Annotated in this window: 24 protein-coding genes; 19 read left to right on the forward strand and 5 right to left on the reverse strand. The window is 35.3% G+C overall.

The window, feature by feature from the left end; all coding sequences use genetic code 11:
* Positions 1-924: 924 nt before the first annotated feature.
* Entirely contained in the window at positions 925-1,278 is a 354-nt protein-coding gene (locus AWN65_RS05505; RefSeq protein WP_060382252.1) for a helix-turn-helix domain-containing protein, read from the reverse strand.
* A gap of 109 nt (positions 1,279-1,387) precedes the next feature.
* Here AWN65_RS05505 and AWN65_RS05510 point away from each other — a divergent pair, with 109 nt between their 5' ends.
* Complete coding sequence (locus tag AWN65_RS05510; protein ID WP_060383836.1) at positions 1,388-1,582, forward strand: hypothetical protein; 195 nt, start codon at positions 1,388-1,390, stop codon at positions 1,580-1,582.
* A 56-nt stretch (positions 1,583-1,638) separates the two neighbouring features.
* On the opposite strand, the gene AWN65_RS05515 is transcribed toward AWN65_RS05510, so the two are convergent.
* Complete coding sequence (locus tag AWN65_RS05515; protein WP_060382253.1) at positions 1,639-2,736, reverse strand: IS481 family transposase; 1,098 nt, start codon at positions 2,734-2,736, stop codon at positions 1,639-1,641.
* Between the two features lie 119 nt (positions 2,737-2,855).
* On the opposite strand from AWN65_RS05515, the gene AWN65_RS05520 reads away from it, so the two are divergent.
* The 18 genes from AWN65_RS05520 to AWN65_RS05600 all read left to right on the forward strand — a co-directional run bounded on the left by AWN65_RS05520 (position 2,856) and on the right by AWN65_RS05600 (position 13,125).
* Positions 2,856-4,889, forward strand: a complete 2,034-nt coding sequence (locus tag AWN65_RS05520; RefSeq protein ID WP_060382254.1) for a hypothetical protein — start codon at positions 2,856-2,858, stop codon at positions 4,887-4,889.
* A 12-nt stretch (positions 4,890-4,901) separates the two neighbouring features.
* Positions 4,902-5,780, forward strand: a complete 879-nt coding sequence (locus AWN65_RS05525) for an ATP-binding protein (RefSeq protein WP_060382255.1) — start codon at positions 4,902-4,904, stop codon at positions 5,778-5,780.
* Between the two features lie 2 nt (positions 5,781-5,782).
* Positions 5,783-6,412 carry a DNA repair protein RadA family protein gene (locus AWN65_RS05530; protein WP_060382256.1) on the forward strand — a complete coding sequence of 210 codons (630 nt, stop codon included), beginning with the start codon at positions 5,783-5,785 and terminating at the stop codon, positions 6,410-6,412.
* A gap of 4 nt (positions 6,413-6,416) precedes the next feature.
* Entirely contained in the window at positions 6,417-6,767 is a 351-nt protein-coding gene (locus AWN65_RS05535) for a hypothetical protein (RefSeq protein ID WP_145902539.1), read from the forward strand.
* A gap of 113 nt (positions 6,768-6,880) precedes the next feature.
* Positions 6,881-7,183: a hypothetical protein gene (locus tag AWN65_RS05540; RefSeq protein ID WP_060382258.1), complete on the forward strand. Its 303-nt coding sequence runs from the start codon at positions 6,881-6,883 to the stop codon at positions 7,181-7,183.
* Complete coding sequence (locus AWN65_RS05545) at positions 7,176-7,847, forward strand: DUF3164 family protein (protein ID WP_060382259.1); 672 nt, start codon at positions 7,176-7,178, stop codon at positions 7,845-7,847. The genes AWN65_RS05540 and AWN65_RS05545 overlap by 8 nt, the downstream gene beginning before the upstream one ends.
* Before the next feature lie 62 nt (positions 7,848-7,909).
* Positions 7,910-8,173, forward strand: coding sequence for a hypothetical protein (locus AWN65_RS05550; protein WP_060382260.1), 264 nt, complete (start codon positions 7,910-7,912; stop codon positions 8,171-8,173).
* 6 nt (positions 8,174-8,179) lie between these two features.
* Positions 8,180-8,383, forward strand: a complete 204-nt coding sequence (locus AWN65_RS05555; protein WP_060382261.1) for a hypothetical protein — start codon at positions 8,180-8,182, stop codon at positions 8,381-8,383.
* A 172-nt stretch (positions 8,384-8,555) separates the two neighbouring features.
* Entirely contained in the window at positions 8,556-9,038 is a 483-nt protein-coding gene (locus tag AWN65_RS05560) for a hypothetical protein (protein ID WP_060382262.1), read from the forward strand.
* A gap of 136 nt (positions 9,039-9,174) precedes the next feature.
* Positions 9,175-9,507, forward strand: a complete 333-nt coding sequence (locus AWN65_RS05565; protein ID WP_060382263.1) for a hypothetical protein — start codon at positions 9,175-9,177, stop codon at positions 9,505-9,507.
* The gene (locus AWN65_RS05570) at positions 9,507-9,947 is read left to right on the forward strand and encodes a hypothetical protein (protein ID WP_060382264.1); all 441 of its coding nucleotides are present in this window, start codon (positions 9,507-9,509) and stop codon (positions 9,945-9,947) included. The genes AWN65_RS05565 and AWN65_RS05570 overlap by 1 nt, the downstream gene beginning before the upstream one ends.
* A 7-nt stretch (positions 9,948-9,954) precedes the next feature.
* A complete protein-coding gene (locus AWN65_RS05575) occupies positions 9,955-10,761 on the forward strand; it encodes a phosphoadenosine phosphosulfate reductase (protein ID WP_235588350.1) in 807 nt (268 codons plus the stop codon).
* Positions 10,762-10,767: 6 nt separating this feature from the next.
* Positions 10,768-11,055, forward strand: a complete 288-nt coding sequence (locus tag AWN65_RS05580) for a hypothetical protein (RefSeq protein ID WP_060382265.1) — start codon at positions 10,768-10,770, stop codon at positions 11,053-11,055.
* Between the two features lie 4 nt (positions 11,056-11,059).
* The gene (locus AWN65_RS05585; protein ID WP_060382266.1) at positions 11,060-11,305 is read left to right on the forward strand and encodes a hypothetical protein; all 246 of its coding nucleotides are present in this window, start codon (positions 11,060-11,062) and stop codon (positions 11,303-11,305) included.
* The gene (locus tag AWN65_RS05590; RefSeq protein WP_060382267.1) at positions 11,302-11,871 is read left to right on the forward strand and encodes a hypothetical protein; all 570 of its coding nucleotides are present in this window, start codon (positions 11,302-11,304) and stop codon (positions 11,869-11,871) included. The genes AWN65_RS05585 and AWN65_RS05590 overlap by 4 nt, the downstream gene beginning before the upstream one ends.
* A gap of 4 nt (positions 11,872-11,875) precedes the next feature.
* On the forward strand, positions 11,876-12,007 hold the full coding sequence (locus tag AWN65_RS15355) for a hypothetical protein (RefSeq protein ID WP_256380906.1): 132 nt from the start codon (positions 11,876-11,878) through the stop codon (positions 12,005-12,007).
* Positions 12,008-12,232: 225 nt separating this feature from the next.
* On the forward strand, positions 12,233-12,556 hold the full coding sequence (locus AWN65_RS05595; RefSeq protein WP_060382268.1) for a hypothetical protein: 324 nt from the start codon (positions 12,233-12,235) through the stop codon (positions 12,554-12,556).
* Between the two features lie 2 nt (positions 12,557-12,558).
* Positions 12,559-13,125 carry a hypothetical protein gene (locus tag AWN65_RS05600; RefSeq protein WP_060382269.1) on the forward strand — a complete coding sequence of 189 codons (567 nt, stop codon included), beginning with the start codon at positions 12,559-12,561 and terminating at the stop codon, positions 13,123-13,125.
* Between the two features lie 444 nt (positions 13,126-13,569).
* Here the strand turns inward: AWN65_RS05600 and AWN65_RS05610 are convergent, their stop codons facing one another.
* The 3 genes from AWN65_RS05610 to AWN65_RS05620 all read right to left on the reverse strand — a co-directional run bounded on the left by AWN65_RS05610 (position 13,570) and on the right by AWN65_RS05620 (position 16,617).
* Complete coding sequence (locus AWN65_RS05610; protein WP_060382271.1) at positions 13,570-14,748, reverse strand: phage head morphogenesis protein; 1,179 nt, start codon at positions 14,746-14,748, stop codon at positions 13,570-13,572.
* Positions 14,749-14,861: 113 nt separating this feature from the next.
* The gene (locus AWN65_RS05615; protein ID WP_060382272.1) at positions 14,862-16,139 is read right to left on the reverse strand and encodes a phage portal protein family protein; all 1,278 of its coding nucleotides are present in this window, start codon (positions 16,137-16,139) and stop codon (positions 14,862-14,864) included.
* A gap of 1 nt (position 16,140) precedes the next feature.
* Complete coding sequence (locus AWN65_RS05620; RefSeq protein ID WP_145902541.1) at positions 16,141-16,617, reverse strand: phage morphogenesis protein; 477 nt, start codon at positions 16,615-16,617, stop codon at positions 16,141-16,143.
* Positions 16,618-16,631: the final 14 nt, after the last annotated feature.

Consider the following 16,631-nt stretch of genomic DNA (forward strand, 5'->3'; position numbering starts at 1 on the left):
GGGAAAAATCACATAACGCTGATTATAAAACGCCTCCTTACGTAGGAGTGACAAACTGCATGTCTATTAGACACTATCCAGAACTCAAGCAAAATTTACAAAAACAAACAACTAATAAACTAGCCACCCACTTGTTAACATTTTTAAACAAAATTTCCCGAAAGTTCCAAACACCCCTGCAACAAGCTTTCGGGGCTTCCCGAAAACTTCCTGCACCCTCGCAACCACTTTTCGGGAACACCCGAAACCCCCAAACACCCTAGCAACTAACTTTCAGGAAACCCCGAAAACCTCCTGCACCCTTGCAACCTCTTTTCTATAGGCCATTAATTAAAATGTAATATAATACTATATATAAAAAAGGTCTAAAAACCCTTTAAATTCAACTAATTAGGCCTAAAAAGGCCTTTTTTTAGTTTAATTCGGAATGTGCAAATAACTACCTTTAATTACTGTTTAATTACCGATTAATTATTCTTTAATTAGGAATTAAAACACCCTAATTTCCATTATTAGCGTTTAACTGCTAAATACTACTACTATAAAGCATTTACGCCTTTAAAACGCTTAAAAATAACCCTTTTATAACAGCATTTTATTTTTACGATACACTAAAACTTAAAATAGTTATTTTATACTTGGGTATGCATTTGGGTATTCAGTTGGGTATGCAAAACGATGTTTTTTTTTATCAAAAAAACAACTTTCAAATACATAATAATACATTTTTTTGCATTAAAACAATAAACTCAAAGCAGATAATAACACTAAATAAAACATATAATAAACAATAAAACAACTGATTATCAGATATTTACATTTATTTTATATGTGACATGAATTTAAAAAGTTATATATATTGCTTGTAATTAGGAAATTTCGTTTTCGGGTTTGTTTTTATAAACAACCCAATTTAATGGCACTTTAACCCGCTCTCCTGTTTCCGTCTTTACTGGCGATGTCTAATTTAGTTTTAAGTTCAGAGTTCTCGACTTCTAATCTGTTTATTTCCTTTTCCTGCATTGTTATAAGCTTGTTTTGTAATTCAAACTTAGCGGGGTCTAAATCAGAATTGACAACAATCTTTCCAAAACAAATCCAATCCAGTGAAACCTCGAATTTGGAACTTATTTCCATTATTTGTGTAAGTGTTGGCTGTAATTTGCCCTGTTCTATCTTGCTGAACTGGCTATTATCCACACCAATTAAAGCCGAAAAATCCTTTTGACTAATGTTTTTTTTAGTTCGTAACTCCTTAATTCTTAATGATATACTCATAAATTAATCTAATAAATGGAATTTATTTCCATAAATGCTTGTAAAATTGGAAATAACTTCCATATATTTGCTACAGACAATAACAAATGATATTTACAAGTGTAAAGATATGAGAAAAATTCGAATCGCATCAGAGATGGTTAAAGAATTAGCAACTGAATTTAAAACCTCGAAACCGAACGTACATGCGTCATTAGGCTATTATAATAATAGTGAGCTCGCTATGAATATTAGACATCGTGCAAAAGAAAAATTAATTGAGGAGGCAAACGGAATCATTATCGATAAGGAGTTAAACCAATAACTCTAACATGTAATAGCCACTACTTTACCTGACAGTTGTAAGTTAAATTAAGTTTGTCAGATTGTTTGTTTTTTCAATTCCTGCGGGGCTTTTTCAGATGAAAGAAAAAAATGATTCTGATGCAATTTATTCAAGTTTTTTTCATCTGCCAAATATTTGGTATCTAAAAAAGTTTTTAAAGGAGTTTGTCCATAACAAAACTTACCAGAATGGGGTCTGTTTTGATTGTATTCTATAAGCCAAAGGTCAAGGTCTATTTGAAGTTGTTCAATTGAGTTATAAACTTTTTTTCTAAAAGCTATGGCATAAAATTCATTTTGTATAGTTCTATGAAAACGTTCGCAAATACCATTAGTCTGAGGACTTCTAGCTTTGGTTTTAGTATGATCTATGTCTTCAATAGCTAGATAAAGTTGAAAATCGTGATCTTGTGAACCACAATACTCTGTTCCTCTATCGGTAAGTATTCTAAGTAAAGAAACATCTTGTTCTTGATAAAATGGGAGCACTTTATCATTGAGCATATCTGCTGCTACGAGTGAATTTTTTTGGTCGTATAGTTTTGCAAAAGCAACTTTAGAATAAGTGTCTATGAAAGTTTGTTGGTAAATTCTTCCTACTCCTTTAATTGTGCCAACATAATAGGTGTCTTGTGCTCCCAAATAACCTGGATGAGCGGTTTCTATTTCTCCGTGAGCTTCTTTTTCTTCTTTAGCTTTTTCAATGGCTACGACTTGTGATTCAGTAAGAATCAAACCTTCTTTTGCTACTTTTGTCTCTAAGGCTTTTAATCGCTTTTTAAAGGTCTCTAAATCATTACGAAGCCAAATCGAACGAACTCCTCCAGGAGAAAGTACAATGCCTTCTTTACGCAATTCATTACTCACTCTTTGCTGACCTAGAGCTGGATTATCTGTAGCAATGCTTACTACTTTTTGCTCAATGTAGGGTTCAACACGATTTTTAATAATGGGTTTGCTTCGACTTATTTCTTGAAGTGCTAATTCGCCTCCTGTTTCATATAATTCTTGAAAACGATAAAAACTATCACGACTGTAGCCCATAATCCTACAAGCTTCTGATACATTTTTTAATTTGTTTGCTAAGTTTAATAGTCCAATTTTATTACCTATTATTTTTTGATTTGTTGTCATATTTAATCTTTGTTTAAAATTAATACTTTAATTGGTAACTGTCAGATTAAATATTAACTATTACATCTAACATCATAATAAAAACATTAATCAAAAGCGATTTAAAACAATTTTAAACTATGCCTTTTCAATTTTCACATAACGAGATAGCTGTTGAAATGGATGAGCTTGTACCAAGATTTTGGAATACACTAAAATCATTACAAAGCGAACTCCAACGATACAAAGAAAAACCTTTCGGAATAAAGCGTTTACAAGTTGGTGGTAACGGTAGAAAGTTGCTTATAAATTTCGATACTCTTAAACCGGAAATACAGGAAGCAATTGGAGACCCTCGAAAAGTCAATAACCCGTTAGAGCTGTATTTTCAATTTGATGCCGATGCAGTTCGCTACTATTCAACATTTAAAAGAGCCGGAGCGGCCTTAAAAGCGGATGAGCAAGAGCGATATATAATTAATGCAAGCGTTATGCAAGCGGTCATTAAGTTGGAGCAAAAAAGAATCGAAGAGCGTATCAGAATGAGGGGATCACTTCGAGGAATAACTGAGACGTTGATTTATGATGTAGAAAATTTTCAAAACACATTGAAAGTAAAACACGACACAGAGCACACACTTCCAACTTCAAAGCGTTTTAAAGAGGCTTTAAAAAATTTCAAAGAAAGTGGTTACTATTCTCTGATTAAAGACCCTAACGGAACCGCAAAGCAAAATGCTCGCAAAGTAGACGAACGCGTAGAAATGATTTTTAACGCACTTTTTAAGAATCAACTACACAAACCTACCCCGACAGAAGTTGCGCGAAATTACGAGGCGTTTTTGAATGGATACGCACAAGTTTACAATGAGGACACCGGCGAACTATATGACCCAAAAGAGTTTAAGAAACTTTCTCAAGGTACAATTATTAGCTACATCAATAAATGGGAAAACAAAATAGCTACTTATAAAGCAAGAAGCGGAAACCGTCAAGTATATACCGGAGATTTTAGACCTCACCATCAAATGGAGTTACCAAAGCTTGCCGGCTCTATAATTTCAATTGATGACCGCCAACCGCCATTTATTTACAACACAAAAAAAGACAGAGTTTGGTTTTACTTGGGTGTTGACATCGCTTCTCAAGCATTTACAACGTTCGTTTACGGAAAAACCAAAGAGGGAATTATTGTAGAGTTTTATCGCCAAATGGTTCGAAATTATACAGAGTGGGGATTTTGCTTGCCGTATGAGTTAGAGTGTGAAAGCTCACTTAATAGTAGCTTTAAAGATACATTACTTCGTCCAGGTGCAATGTTTCAAGAAGTAAAAATCGAGGCCAACAATGCGAGAGGTAAATACATCGAGAGAATGAACGGGAAACTTCGCTACGAGGTTGAAAAAGACGCTCCGGGGTGGCTTGCACGTCCAACCGCAAAAAGCGAGGCCAATCAGTTAAGCGATGAAAAAAAACAGATTATACCTTTTGATGTTTTGGTAAACGAAAGGTTACTCGAGCTTGAGCAATGGAATAACACCGCCCACCCGGAAGATAAAAATATAAGCCGTTGGGACTACTTTGTAGAAAATCAGAATCCAAACTTAAAACCAACCAATTGGCCGGCCATATTAACCGTAATAGGTCACAAAACAAAGACTTCATGCCAAGCCGGATATATAGCCTTACAGGGTAAAAAAAGAGCCATTGCCGAGAATGGACAAATATTAACCGGAGAGGCTTTAATCGAACAAATGAAAGTCATCGAGGGTAAAGAGTTTGACGTTTATTGGCTTGACGGAAACGACGGCTCTGTGCTTAAAGCTTTGGTTTACTACAAAGACCGCTTAATCTGTGAAGTAATGGAAATGCCTCGATATAACAGAGCAAAAGCCGAACAAACAGAGGCCTGTCTTGAAGCTATAAAATTACAAAGCGCTTACGTTGCTTCGGTTGATGCTTTTGAGAAACGCCAAAGAAACAATATCGATAACATTAACATCATTGACAATACACCTAAAACAGTAAATAACGGATTCAGAATACCAAACCTTAAACGCTTTGAACTAACCGAGGAACCGGTCGAAGTTTTCCAAGAGGAACCTGAGGAGGAATTCGCTTTTATCAATAACAACAATTCACAGCCGAAATGGCGATCTAATTTTAAAATTTAACCCGCACAGATTATGAACTTAACAAATGAATTTAAAAAGAAAGTTGCATCAGCTCTTATAGAAGCTCGAGAAAATTACGGAGGGTCTGATTCTGATTTTGCAAAATCAAAAGGAATTAAACCGGCTATTTATTCACGAATTAAAGGCGGAGAAACTGAGCGCCTGTTATCTGATACCGTTTGGATTACTCTTGGCCGAGAATTACAGGTAAGAGTTTTCGAGGATAATTGGAAAGTTGCCCGCACATCCGTTTATACTGAAATTGAGGACAACCTTAATTTTTGCAAAGAGTTAAGCCGCTCAATGGTATTGGTTGATGACTGCGGAATCGGTAAAACATTTTGTACAAAGCACATCATCCGTAAAATGAAAAACACTTTTTACGTGGATTGCTCTCAATCTAAGTCAAAACAGTTATTTATTAGACTTCTTGCTAAAACTGTGGGTATCGATAATCAAGGTAAATATCACGATGTCCTTTCGAACCTAAAATACTACATAACGACATTAGAAAAACCTCTTATCATTCTTGACGAGGCCGGAGACTTAGACTATTCCGCTTTTGTTGAATTAAAAGGAATTTGGAACGGAACCGACGGCTCTTGCGGTTGGTATATGATGGGAGCCGATGGACTGAGAGCAAAAATAGAAAGGGGAATTAGCGGTAAAAAGGTAGGATACGCCGAAATATTTAGCCGATTTTCTGACGAGTTTATCAAGTTGGTACCAAACGGAAAGGACGACCGCAAAGACTTTTATTCTGAGCTAATAGGAGCCGTGGCCACAGCAAATACCAAAGACCCCTCAAAAGTAAGGCCATTGATTAATAAGTGCATTGGCAAAGAGGCGACACTTAGATATTTAGAAACTCTAATAAAAATAGGAGCGTAAGAATGGCAAGAGCAATTTCAACAAAATCACTTTTAGAAAAAACATACAAAAACTTTGAGTTTGACGGGATTTGGCTTTTGGTTCTTGGTGTTATCGCAAAAGGGGGGTTTTGGTTGATATACGGAAACGAGAAAAACGGTAAAACCCTTTTCGCTCTAAAATTAGCCGAGTATTTAACCAAGTTTGAAAGTGTCCTTTATGTTTCTGCTGAAGAGGGAACCGGTAAAGAGTTTCAAGCGAATGCAGAGAGGGCAAAATTAGACCCCAAAGTTAAAAAACTAAAGTTCATTGAATACATTGATTTGGAAACCTTAAAAATGAAATTAGGTAAGCGACAAAGCCCAAAAATTGTAATAGTAGACAATATAACAGTTTATGTAAACGAACTCAAAAATGGGCAGCTTTATGCGCTAAAAGAGGAGTTCCCAAACACCACTTTTATTTTTATGGCTCATGAAGATAATAAAGAGCCCTATACATCAACGGCTAAACTATGTAAGAAGTTGGCAAAAGTGATCATAAGAGTAGTAGGATTAACCGCTTTTGTTTCTGGGCGTTGTCCGGGTGGCCAAATTGTAGTAGATGAAAAAACAGCAATGTTATATCACGGAAGTCAAATTAAAAACAACTAACAAAATGAATCCAATTTTAGTAAAACTGAATATTTCGCAAGAGGAATACGAAATTAAGATGATGGACATTTATTTACGCTGGTGTATGGACTTTGCCATAAACTACGAAAATGACCTCCAAAAGATTGTTCATAGTGCACCGGTATTTAATTATTTCAAAACCGAGTTTGCTAAGTGTGAGACTGAATTTTTAACCATGATGGGCGCCTACGAAAATGCACAGCAAATTAAGCCTGTAGACATTTGGGCAACTTTCTACCGGTGTATAGTTTCATTGTTTAACAGATACCCTAAAAACCTAATCATTAACGCTAAAAAACCAATCACAATCAGTTATGACATTGCAGCAAATTAAAAACAAAATCAAAGAGCTCGAGTATTGGCTTGAGCATAATCACAGCCACCCAAACAGAACCACAATCGAAAGCGATTTAAGAAGGCTAAGAGAGGAATTAACACAATTAGAAAATGACGGAATTTGAATACACACCGGAAAACATAGAAAGCCGTCTTGACAACCTCTTTTCGGTTTTAATGTACGATACAGAACAAAGTGAGTTATCGGTATGGGAGCGAATGCTTATCAATCAAGAGAGAGCCTCTTTGTTTGATAATCAAAATTTTAACTCCGGTTTTTTAGAATCAAGTCAAACACGAAAATATCAAGTACCGGACGAAATAGAAATCAAAATACAAACCATTTTAAAAATAATTCATTTAACACATTGGGTACCAATGCCCAGAAATCTAATATTTAAGAACTATGAGTAAAATTAATTTATCAGACTTGACGCCGGAGGAAAAAGCGGCATTAAAAAAACAACTGGCGCAAGAGGCTAAACAAGAAAAGGAAAAAAAACAGGCAGATTTAGCTACACTAAAAGAATTGCAGAACAATTTTCTAGAAGAAAATATTGATTTGTTGGTTAACCGTCAAGGAGAAATGGAAGACCTTGTAAATACTTTGTTTGCAAATTTTGGTCATATTATTTCACTAAAAGCCGAGGTGTACGGAACTGAAAGATTAGAGCAAGACAGCCATACTGTTACCAATGCCGACGGAACCGCAAGTATAACAATTGGACAAAATGTAAATATAACATTTGATGGCTCTGAAAGTGCGGGAGTTCAAAAAATAATGGATTATCTAACCGCTATTTCCGGTAATGAAGATAATGAGGACATGAAAAAAATGAGTGAAACCGTAAAGCTACTGCTTAAGCCAAGTTTGAAAACTAAAATGCTTAACCCCGCTAAAATTATTCAATTAAATGCGATGCGAAACACCTACAACTCACCCGAATTTGACGAGGGAATGGATATTATCGTAAACGCTCAAATTCGACAAAAAGGGAGCAGCTACGTAAGCGGTTACAAGTTTGTTCAAATTGGCGATGTACCATCTAAAAAGATTGAATTCAGATTTACAGTATAATCCCGCAAGGCATACGGAGCGGTTCGAGTCCGCTCCGGGAGCTAACTAAAAAAAACAATAAAATGAATAAAAGAGTAAGATTATTTGAATTTACAGAGCTATTACAATGTACAATTTTAAAGAAAATTAGTGAAAAAGAGAAAGACGCTATTGTAGTTACCGTGTATGGTTATACACGTCTTAGAGACCACATTGAATTTAGCTACGAAATTGAGTTTAATAATGAGGAGGATAGGGATTTAACCTTTATGGAAATAACATCGGATTTAATGTTTGAAGACATTAAAAAGATTATTTCAAGTAGTAACATTCCAATTTTAATTTAACCAAATATGGCTAAGCAAACCGAATTTAATAAAGTGTTGGCATTTGACGAATTGATGAAAATAGTACAAGTGCCACAAAATGCTACAATATCGGAAGGTATAAGGGCATTACAAAATGGTCAAGATTATATTCAAAAAATTCATGATTCTGCTTTTGAGCAAGGCTTTGAACATGGATGTGATGCAACTAAAAAAATCGATGAAATATGAAAACACAAACCACTTATCACGAAAGCGAATTAGACAGGGGTAAATGCTCTTGTTGTGGAGAAGTAAACGACTCAATTGTAATTGACGATGGCCGATGCGTTGACTGCATCGAGGAGGAGAAATTTTTCGATGCAACTATGGGAGGATTTGGAATTTTTTTAGACGATGAATAATGACAGCAACTAAACCAATACCAACGTATGACCCAAACGGAGAAATAACCTCATTTCAAATAAAGCGTATACGCCAGTTGTGCGCCTTTGATGAAAAGATAAAAGCACATTGGGTGCTTTGGGTCACGAACGGAGCTTCAAGCTCTTTAAAAGCACTTACACAAAGCCAAGCCGTTTTAATCATTAAAGCGCTCACAGGCCAAGAGGTTGAAAAACCTGCCAAAAAGTCCATAAATGATAATTGGGCTTTGTTTGACAAACATAATGAGCAACACAAATACATTCTTTCGTTGCTTATTCAAATGGGTTGGAGTGTTGAGAATGAACGATACGGAGAGGTTGCCGACATGTACCGTTTATCTGACTGGTTAAAAAGTGAAAAGTCACCAGTCAGAAAAGCACTTACAAAAATGACTCCGATAGAAACGAGTAAAATTATATCGGCTCTTGAAAGTATGAACACAAAACACCATAGCAAATGAGCTATAAAATAACTGAGGAATGCCAGCACGACATCGTTCACGTAAAAGTGGTACAATCTACCACAACCTGCGAAACAACCGTAGAAGTATGTGAATTATGCGGCAAGGAAGTTACAGAACCTAAAACCGATTGCAGATGAAAATAGCAATAATATTCACGCCGGAAACCTTATTGATTGTTTCGGCAACTTTACAGCCCGTATATAATACAAGAGCTCATACGCGTAGAGAAAAGTCAACGTTATCAATTGCATTTGATGTTTCTAAGAAATTGGAAAGTAAGGCCTGTAATTTGAAAGGACAGCAAACAATTTTCAACTCGAAAAAGAAAGTAACGGTACCACTAAAGCACCACGAGGCCGATATGCTTGAGCTTTTACTCATTGACCAAATAAAAACCGTTAATGACGAATTTATTAAAACGAAACTCCAAGGAGTTATTAATCAAATAAATCAAAAATTGGCATAATGGAACAACTAACAACCTACACAGTAAAAAGTAAGACGGATGGTTTTATATGGCTCTTTAAATACAATTTAAACGGCGTTTTTAGAAGCTTTGAAGTACTTGATGGCGAACTATCCCAAAAGCAATATAATTGGCTTTTTAACTCCGGTCAGTTTCCGGGGGTTCAAAGTATGATTGATTCCTGGAGAGAAAAACTAAAGGGAAACTTTGAAATCATAAAAGCGGAGCCAGTTCTTGACTTCGAGGTATTTTGGAAACTGTACCCATATAACCCATTGAGTAAAAAGAAAACCGCAAAAGAGCGGTGGGAAAAACTCAAGGACGCTCAAAAAATAAAAATCCTTATGAAGCTTCCAGAATATAAAAAATTAAAAACCAAAGAGGGCACATCGTTTCCTTATGCGGAGGTATTCATTAAAGGTGGTTGGTGGGATGATTAAAAAACTGATGATATTAGTATCAGGCGGAAGAGCCTCAGCAAGAATGGCATTACATATCCATACAGACCTAAAATATAGTGATTACGAAAAGCTTTATGTTTTCTGCAATACAGGCCAAGAACGACAGGAGACAATAGATTTTTTAAAAGACATAGTGAAATATTGGGGCATTCCATTAAATATAATTGAGGGCGTATATTCATTAGAGCCGGGAATTGGTGTTAAAAGTAAGCTGGTTGATTTTGACACTATGGATATGCGGGGTAGAGTTTTTAGTGAGATGATAGAGCACTTAAATAAAAATAAGTGGACTGGTGTACCAAATTCAGCTATTCCTTATTGCTCAGAGTATTTAAAAACTCGCCCCTCACACCATTTTGCTAAAGAGATTTTTGGAACAACAAAATACATTAAGGCTTTAGGTTATCGAAAAGAGGATATGCCAAAAAGAATTACTCTCGCAGAGCTTAATGAGGATAGCTCAATAATAGCTCCAAATTTAACAGATTTTGAGGTTCCTATTGGTCAGCTTGATTTAAACGTGTTTTTTGAATTTCAACCTTTTAAATTAATGCTTCACTCAAAGTTTAGTAATTGTGAATTGTGTTGGAAAAAATCAATTAAAAATTTGATAGAGGCCATTCAGTATGGCACAAGGTTTATTGATTGGCACCGAGACGAGGAGGCGAAATATGGTAATTACTTTTTTAGAGAAAATATGTCAATTGATGATTTAGTCAGATTAGCAGAAAGCGGGACACAACTTTCTTTGCTTGATAATATAGGAGATAAATGTGTCTGTAATTTTAAATAAATAATTATGTCAAAACACTTCATTAAAGTAACACAAAGTTACTCTACCAAAAACAGAGTACAGGAATTGGTTTTAAACAGCCTTACAATTTTAGATCATACTCTTTCCTCTGACATTGGAGCGGCAAAGAAATTGATTAAAAAGAACTTTAACTCGGGCATTAACTCATACAATGGCAGGGCAAAGCTCCCGGAATTAAGGGAGTACCAACCGGATAACAATACAACCACTTTTATAGTTGAGGATGTTATCATTATACAAGTTTATAAAGTATCAATTGATTTTACACATTAACATTATGCTAAAAATATTTGCAAAGCATCAAACAGATGAAAAAGCGGCAATTTTTTGTAGTCGTGACCAAGTAAGGATAATTATTGAGTCCTTAAATAAACAATACGGTGGGAGCTGGCTTTTGGTTGACGAATGTCTTACCGGTGGCGAAATATTAAAATTTAATGATGGTCAAATTTATAGAGGATTTGAAGCTGATAAACCAAATGATTTTAGGTATTCTAAAGCAATAACAAAGTTTAAATTATGATACTACCATTTAGCGAACAATTAAACGGGAATAAGACATATTTCCCTGAGAAAATACTAACCGGGCTAATAAATAAAAAATTAGCTACTCAGAGCGATGTTTTGGGGACGTTTGTTAAAAAAGACGGATTAGTTAAAACGGTCACAATTAATGCCGGAAATAATATAGTTAATGTGCAGCTTTTAACTAAATACATTTTTGATTTTACAATTATTCACAATGAAAAACTTCATACAATTCGAGAGGATAAAAAAAACCGTTGGCAACCGGGTGTTAACATCGATTTCTTTATAAATGCTCGTAAAAAGAATATGTTTCGCTTCGCTCCAGTTCTGCCGGTGGTTAGCATACAGGACATTGAAATAGTGTATTATCACAATAGGGAATCACTAGTTAATGACTTGCCACAAAACAGGGCGATAATTATTGGTAAAAAGCGGTTAAATAATGATGAAATAAAGACTTTGGCACAAAATGATGGGTTCAATAGTGTAGATGATTTTTTTACGTACTTCAATACTGAATTTAAAGGAAAAATAATCCATTGGACTGATTTAAAATACTAAAGTAATGGAACTAGAAGAGGAACTTAAAATTATTGAGGAGCAACTAGATGAGCTTTTGGCCTGTGGCTCAAATGATGAGAAACTGGTCACTAGAAAACGAGAAATACAAAAACAATTACGGGAATCCGTAAAATAATAATTTACAAACTTTATACTTTTACAAATGAGACTATTTGAAAACCACAGCGATTTAAAAACAATCGAGAAAAGAATGATTTTTTGTCTTGGGACAATTTTTGGTATTTTTCTTTCATTTTTAATTATGACAATTATACACTTTTTCATTTTTTAAATTAGACACGAAAAGGCGAACGACTTTGTACACCGTTCGCCTTTTTTTATTTTTAACTATATTTGAACCATGGGAGACATTTATAAAAAATATATTACATACGAAACAACGGAGGATAAATTACACAATTTAATTTCTGAAATTGGTCGAAAAACGTACGACGTTTTAGAAAATACAGATGGTCGTCGGGAAAACATAAAAATTTTAATGCCGGAATGGCTAAAAGAGTTAATCATTAACTATAACAGGGCTAACGTATCTATAAACCTACAACATAAATCTAATGAGATTTACGGATGTGAAGTATTACCAAATTATCAGAATGAAATTGTAATTTATAATAAATACTTTAATCCAAAACATGAAAGCACTCACTATATTATAATATTGTAAAAATGAAAAAAACGGCATTATTTCTTACACTAATCTTTTGTATTTGTTTAAACGCTCAAGAAGTATCTCCATATTATCCGGCTAAAAATATCGTCAATGACCCGTATAATTTTACAAGCCAGATGACCTATTTTGATATGAACTATATATCAAATAACGTAAGCGAATTTCTTACTTACAGGATGAATATGGTTGTAGAGAAAGACGATGACACAAAACTATCAAAAGACGGCGGTACTTATACTTTAACTTATACTGACAGAATATCGATGTCAGGAAATCAGAGGCTAATAATTAGCTATACCTCGGGGTTGGTTAATGATGTTTATACGATTACTTCAGTAAAAATTACTGGCTCTAAAGAAAGGTTAATTTCTTTCTTTGTTAATTTTTGGCAAACATCAAAAAATTTCAATGCGCCGGCCGGAAATTCAAACGTTTCGTTATTAACTGGCCAAGATGTAGTAAAGTATTATTTTAATAAAGGAAAACCTTATATAACGATTTCAAATTCTACATACAAAAGCATTGACGAATTCAAACAGTTTTTTAGTACTTTAAAAAGTTAACTTTAGGCCTGCCATTTTGGTGGGCTTTTTTTATGCTAAAAAATTCGATTTGTAAGATTTATAACAACTCTTTATATTTGCGGTATGACCGCTAGAAAACAAAGACTTACCGAAAGAAACTCGCAAGTACGTAAACTATTTTACGATATACTTGCTAAAAACCCTAAGTGGAGGGTTGACGCGGTGATTGAGGAGGTAGCAAAAAAAGTGTTTTTATCTAATAGAACGGTCGACGCAATTATTAATTATGAGGGCATTTATAACGATAATAAGATTGCGCCTAAAAGTAACCAAACAGCACTTTTTTAAATCATTTTTAAAAAGCATTTAAAAAAAGTATTATATTTGCTGTATAAATAAGTCTACTACAACTCAGTATAAAAATGCAGTCGAGGTGAAAGCTGAGACAGCCCGAACGACAAAAGCCCCTTTATGGGGCTTTTGTCATTTTAATAGGTCAAGATTTTTAAAGTCTCTTTTTACAATTTGTTCACGGGTTAAATGCGCCGCTTTGCCTTTATACTGAAAAATCATTCCTTTTATTGAGCGACCTCTCTCACTTGTAATTTTACGCTGTAAATTTCTTTTAATTTCGTCAATATCGAAGCCTTTTACTTTGTCTAAATCCCAAACAATATAATAAGGTATTTGCTCCGGGTTAACGGCCTTATTTAGCATTTGTTTTTTCGAACTATCAATTACGCCCCTCATATTATTCAATCCATCAATAGATTTACGGTCGCCCAGGTACTTGTTAAAAATTAAGTATTCCGGGTTTGTTACATCCTGTAAATCGACATGCGTTCTGATCAAGAAATCGATGTTTAACTTTTTAGAGCAAATATCGGCTACTTGGTAGTTTCTTTTTAAATCTTGATAGTCGGCTCCCAAACTAATTTTAACCTTTGAATTTTTAGTATTTATGAGGTTTGTTTCTGACTCTAAAAATTGAGAAACGTTTTGCTTTGCTTCTTTAATTTCTGTTTTTTCTAAACCTCCCAAATACGGGTTTTCTTTGAATATCTTACCGCTGTAGTAAGGGTTATTCTGAAACTCCTTTTTAAATTTAAAGTCCGGTACTTTCTCGCTAGGTTCCTCATCGCTTTGAACAATTCCACAACGGCAACCCCAATCGAATGGAACCGTGTGCGTTTTCCAAAACGGATGATTTATCGGCAATATAATACCGTCTAAAACCTTATGCGAATCTCTTACTCTTGCGTCTCCTGCGGTTACTATTTTAAGGTTTGGATAAAGGTCTGCGTCCGCCTCAAAATCTTGCCATTTTTCGGCCATATTAGCAACTGCTACCGTGTGATGGTATTCGGTTTCTAACCACCTACGATTATAATCAATATTAAGTGCATCGGCCGCCTTTTTAAATTCTGACCAAGGCACAATATTTCCGTCTTTTACAAGTAAAGCCTCTAACTGTTTTCTGAAGCTCGTTTCTTTGAAAGCCGAAAACTGGGCGATATTGTATTTTAGCGAGTGAGCTAAAGCCGGGTCGTACATTTCCGGTTTTGGACTATAACCAATATCTACACCTTTTGCAAGCGTATCATAGTAATGCTGTATCGCTTTTTGTTGGTTTTCCGGGCTTATTCCCCGCTCGTCGAACATTTCCCTTATGTAGTCCTCAAAAAGCCCACTTAAACCGATATTGTCCTCTTTGTTTAGTCGTATTGGCTCATGCTCTCCGCAGCAATGAGTACGATAAAAAAGTTTAAGCAGGCTTAGGCCTTTTTTGAGTTATCCGGCTTTTTGTTGTTTCCGTCTCCTGGTGTCGGCATGGATTCAACTTCTACACCATAAGTCCCCTCGATATAATCCTGTTTTAAGACATACCCATTTGACAATAATTGGCTGTCAATTGCAATTTGTTCTTTAGCGTCTTTGACTTTCTCAATCATAATTTTAGCGTTATCCGGTATTGCATAACCAAGCTTGCGCATTGCCGGAACCAAACGTTTATTAAGAAAAGATAACATTTTCTTTTGGTCGGATTTAATAAGCCTTTTTAATGTGTTTTCGTGTACGGTTCCCTGTGCTTTACTTGCCCCATTTTCGGTTGTCATAGTTTGGTGCAATATCAATTTTGAAAGCTCTGCGTCTAAGGCCTTAATCTTTTGAAAGAATACGTTAAACGAATCGGTTTTACTGTTTTCTTTGATGTCGACCTCAGTACCCATAGGAAAAACGGCATAAGGAGCCGAGCCCATTTCTTCGAGCCAACCGGCCACCTCATTTTTTACAGTTTCCGATTGAGAGGCTATTTTTGCAATTCTGATCGGTATTCCGAAAAGTTCCTCAAACTCGTCCCAACTTCCCCATGAGTGGCGTTTTAAAATTGTATAAACTGCAGCTTTCTCAAATAGACCAATTTTGTTGTAAAATTTAGCGTATAACAGAACGTCGTCAATTTCCGAAATATCAAGCCCTTTAAAGCTATTTATATCGTATAACAATATCTTTTGTCCCGGTACTAAAAGGCTTCTGTCAATTAGCTCAACTTCTTTAATATTTCCTTTCTCAAAATCCTTAATCCAAATAACGGTCTCTCCTCGATAGATAGATTTGTGAGCCTCCTCGAGCACATTATCAAACCACTCCTGGTCTTCAATATATGAGGTTAATTTATCGTCTTTGATTTTATCAATTGCGAAAATATATGTCTCGTTGGTAGTACTTAAAGTTCTATCCTCACTAATACCCGTTAAATGCCCGTCAAGCTCTACGTCGTCGTAAACTTCCTGCATTGGCCAGTTTCTTGGTATTTCTGAATTGTAATAGGCATATCTACCGGACTGCCAGTCATTAATCTCTTTACGCCAAAGTCTTCTTTGACGACGAATAACATCGACCATTAAACTGGTGACCTTTTCAATATTATGGGCATCACCACCCGAAAGGCTTACTTTTTTACCTATTGCGTTACCAGATAAATTGACGGTGTTTTTTGAAGCTTTTACAACCGATTTCTGTGCTGTGTTTTTAAATCTTTTATGTGACATATTATCGTAATATTTTATCTAATTCCTTTTGAATCTTTTTAGCAATTTGCTTGTTTAGATATTCTGATTTTCCCATAAATTGACGTTTAGGCATTCCGTCTAATCCCTCATTATGGCGTTGGGCATATCCTTTGTAAGTGTAAAAGTTTACGGTTTTGCTCCCTAAGCTAACACGGTACCGGAATGAGCTTTTTAGCTTGTCACCTCCAGTTGCATGACCGACTAATATTGCGCGGTCTTTGTTTTTGCTCCCGTATCGGTTAAGACTTCCGGCTTTTCCTCTCCGATTACTTCTATACCGAGTAATATCTCGGCCGTAGCGGTCTTCGGTTTTTCGTTCCTCCCATTTATCGGTTCCTACGTCGGTAAACCCCTCATCCCTAAAATTCTTTTGAATGAAGTTTAAACCTTCAACCCCAATTATTCGCAACGCTTTATCGGGTATCTCTTTTGCCGCCTGATTTAACAGGTTTTGCAATTCAGATAAATCGG

The organism is Flavobacterium covae (assembly GCF_001534645.1).
In the GTDB taxonomy this organism is placed as follows: Bacteria; Bacteroidota; Bacteroidia; order Flavobacteriales; family Flavobacteriaceae; genus Flavobacterium; species Flavobacterium covae.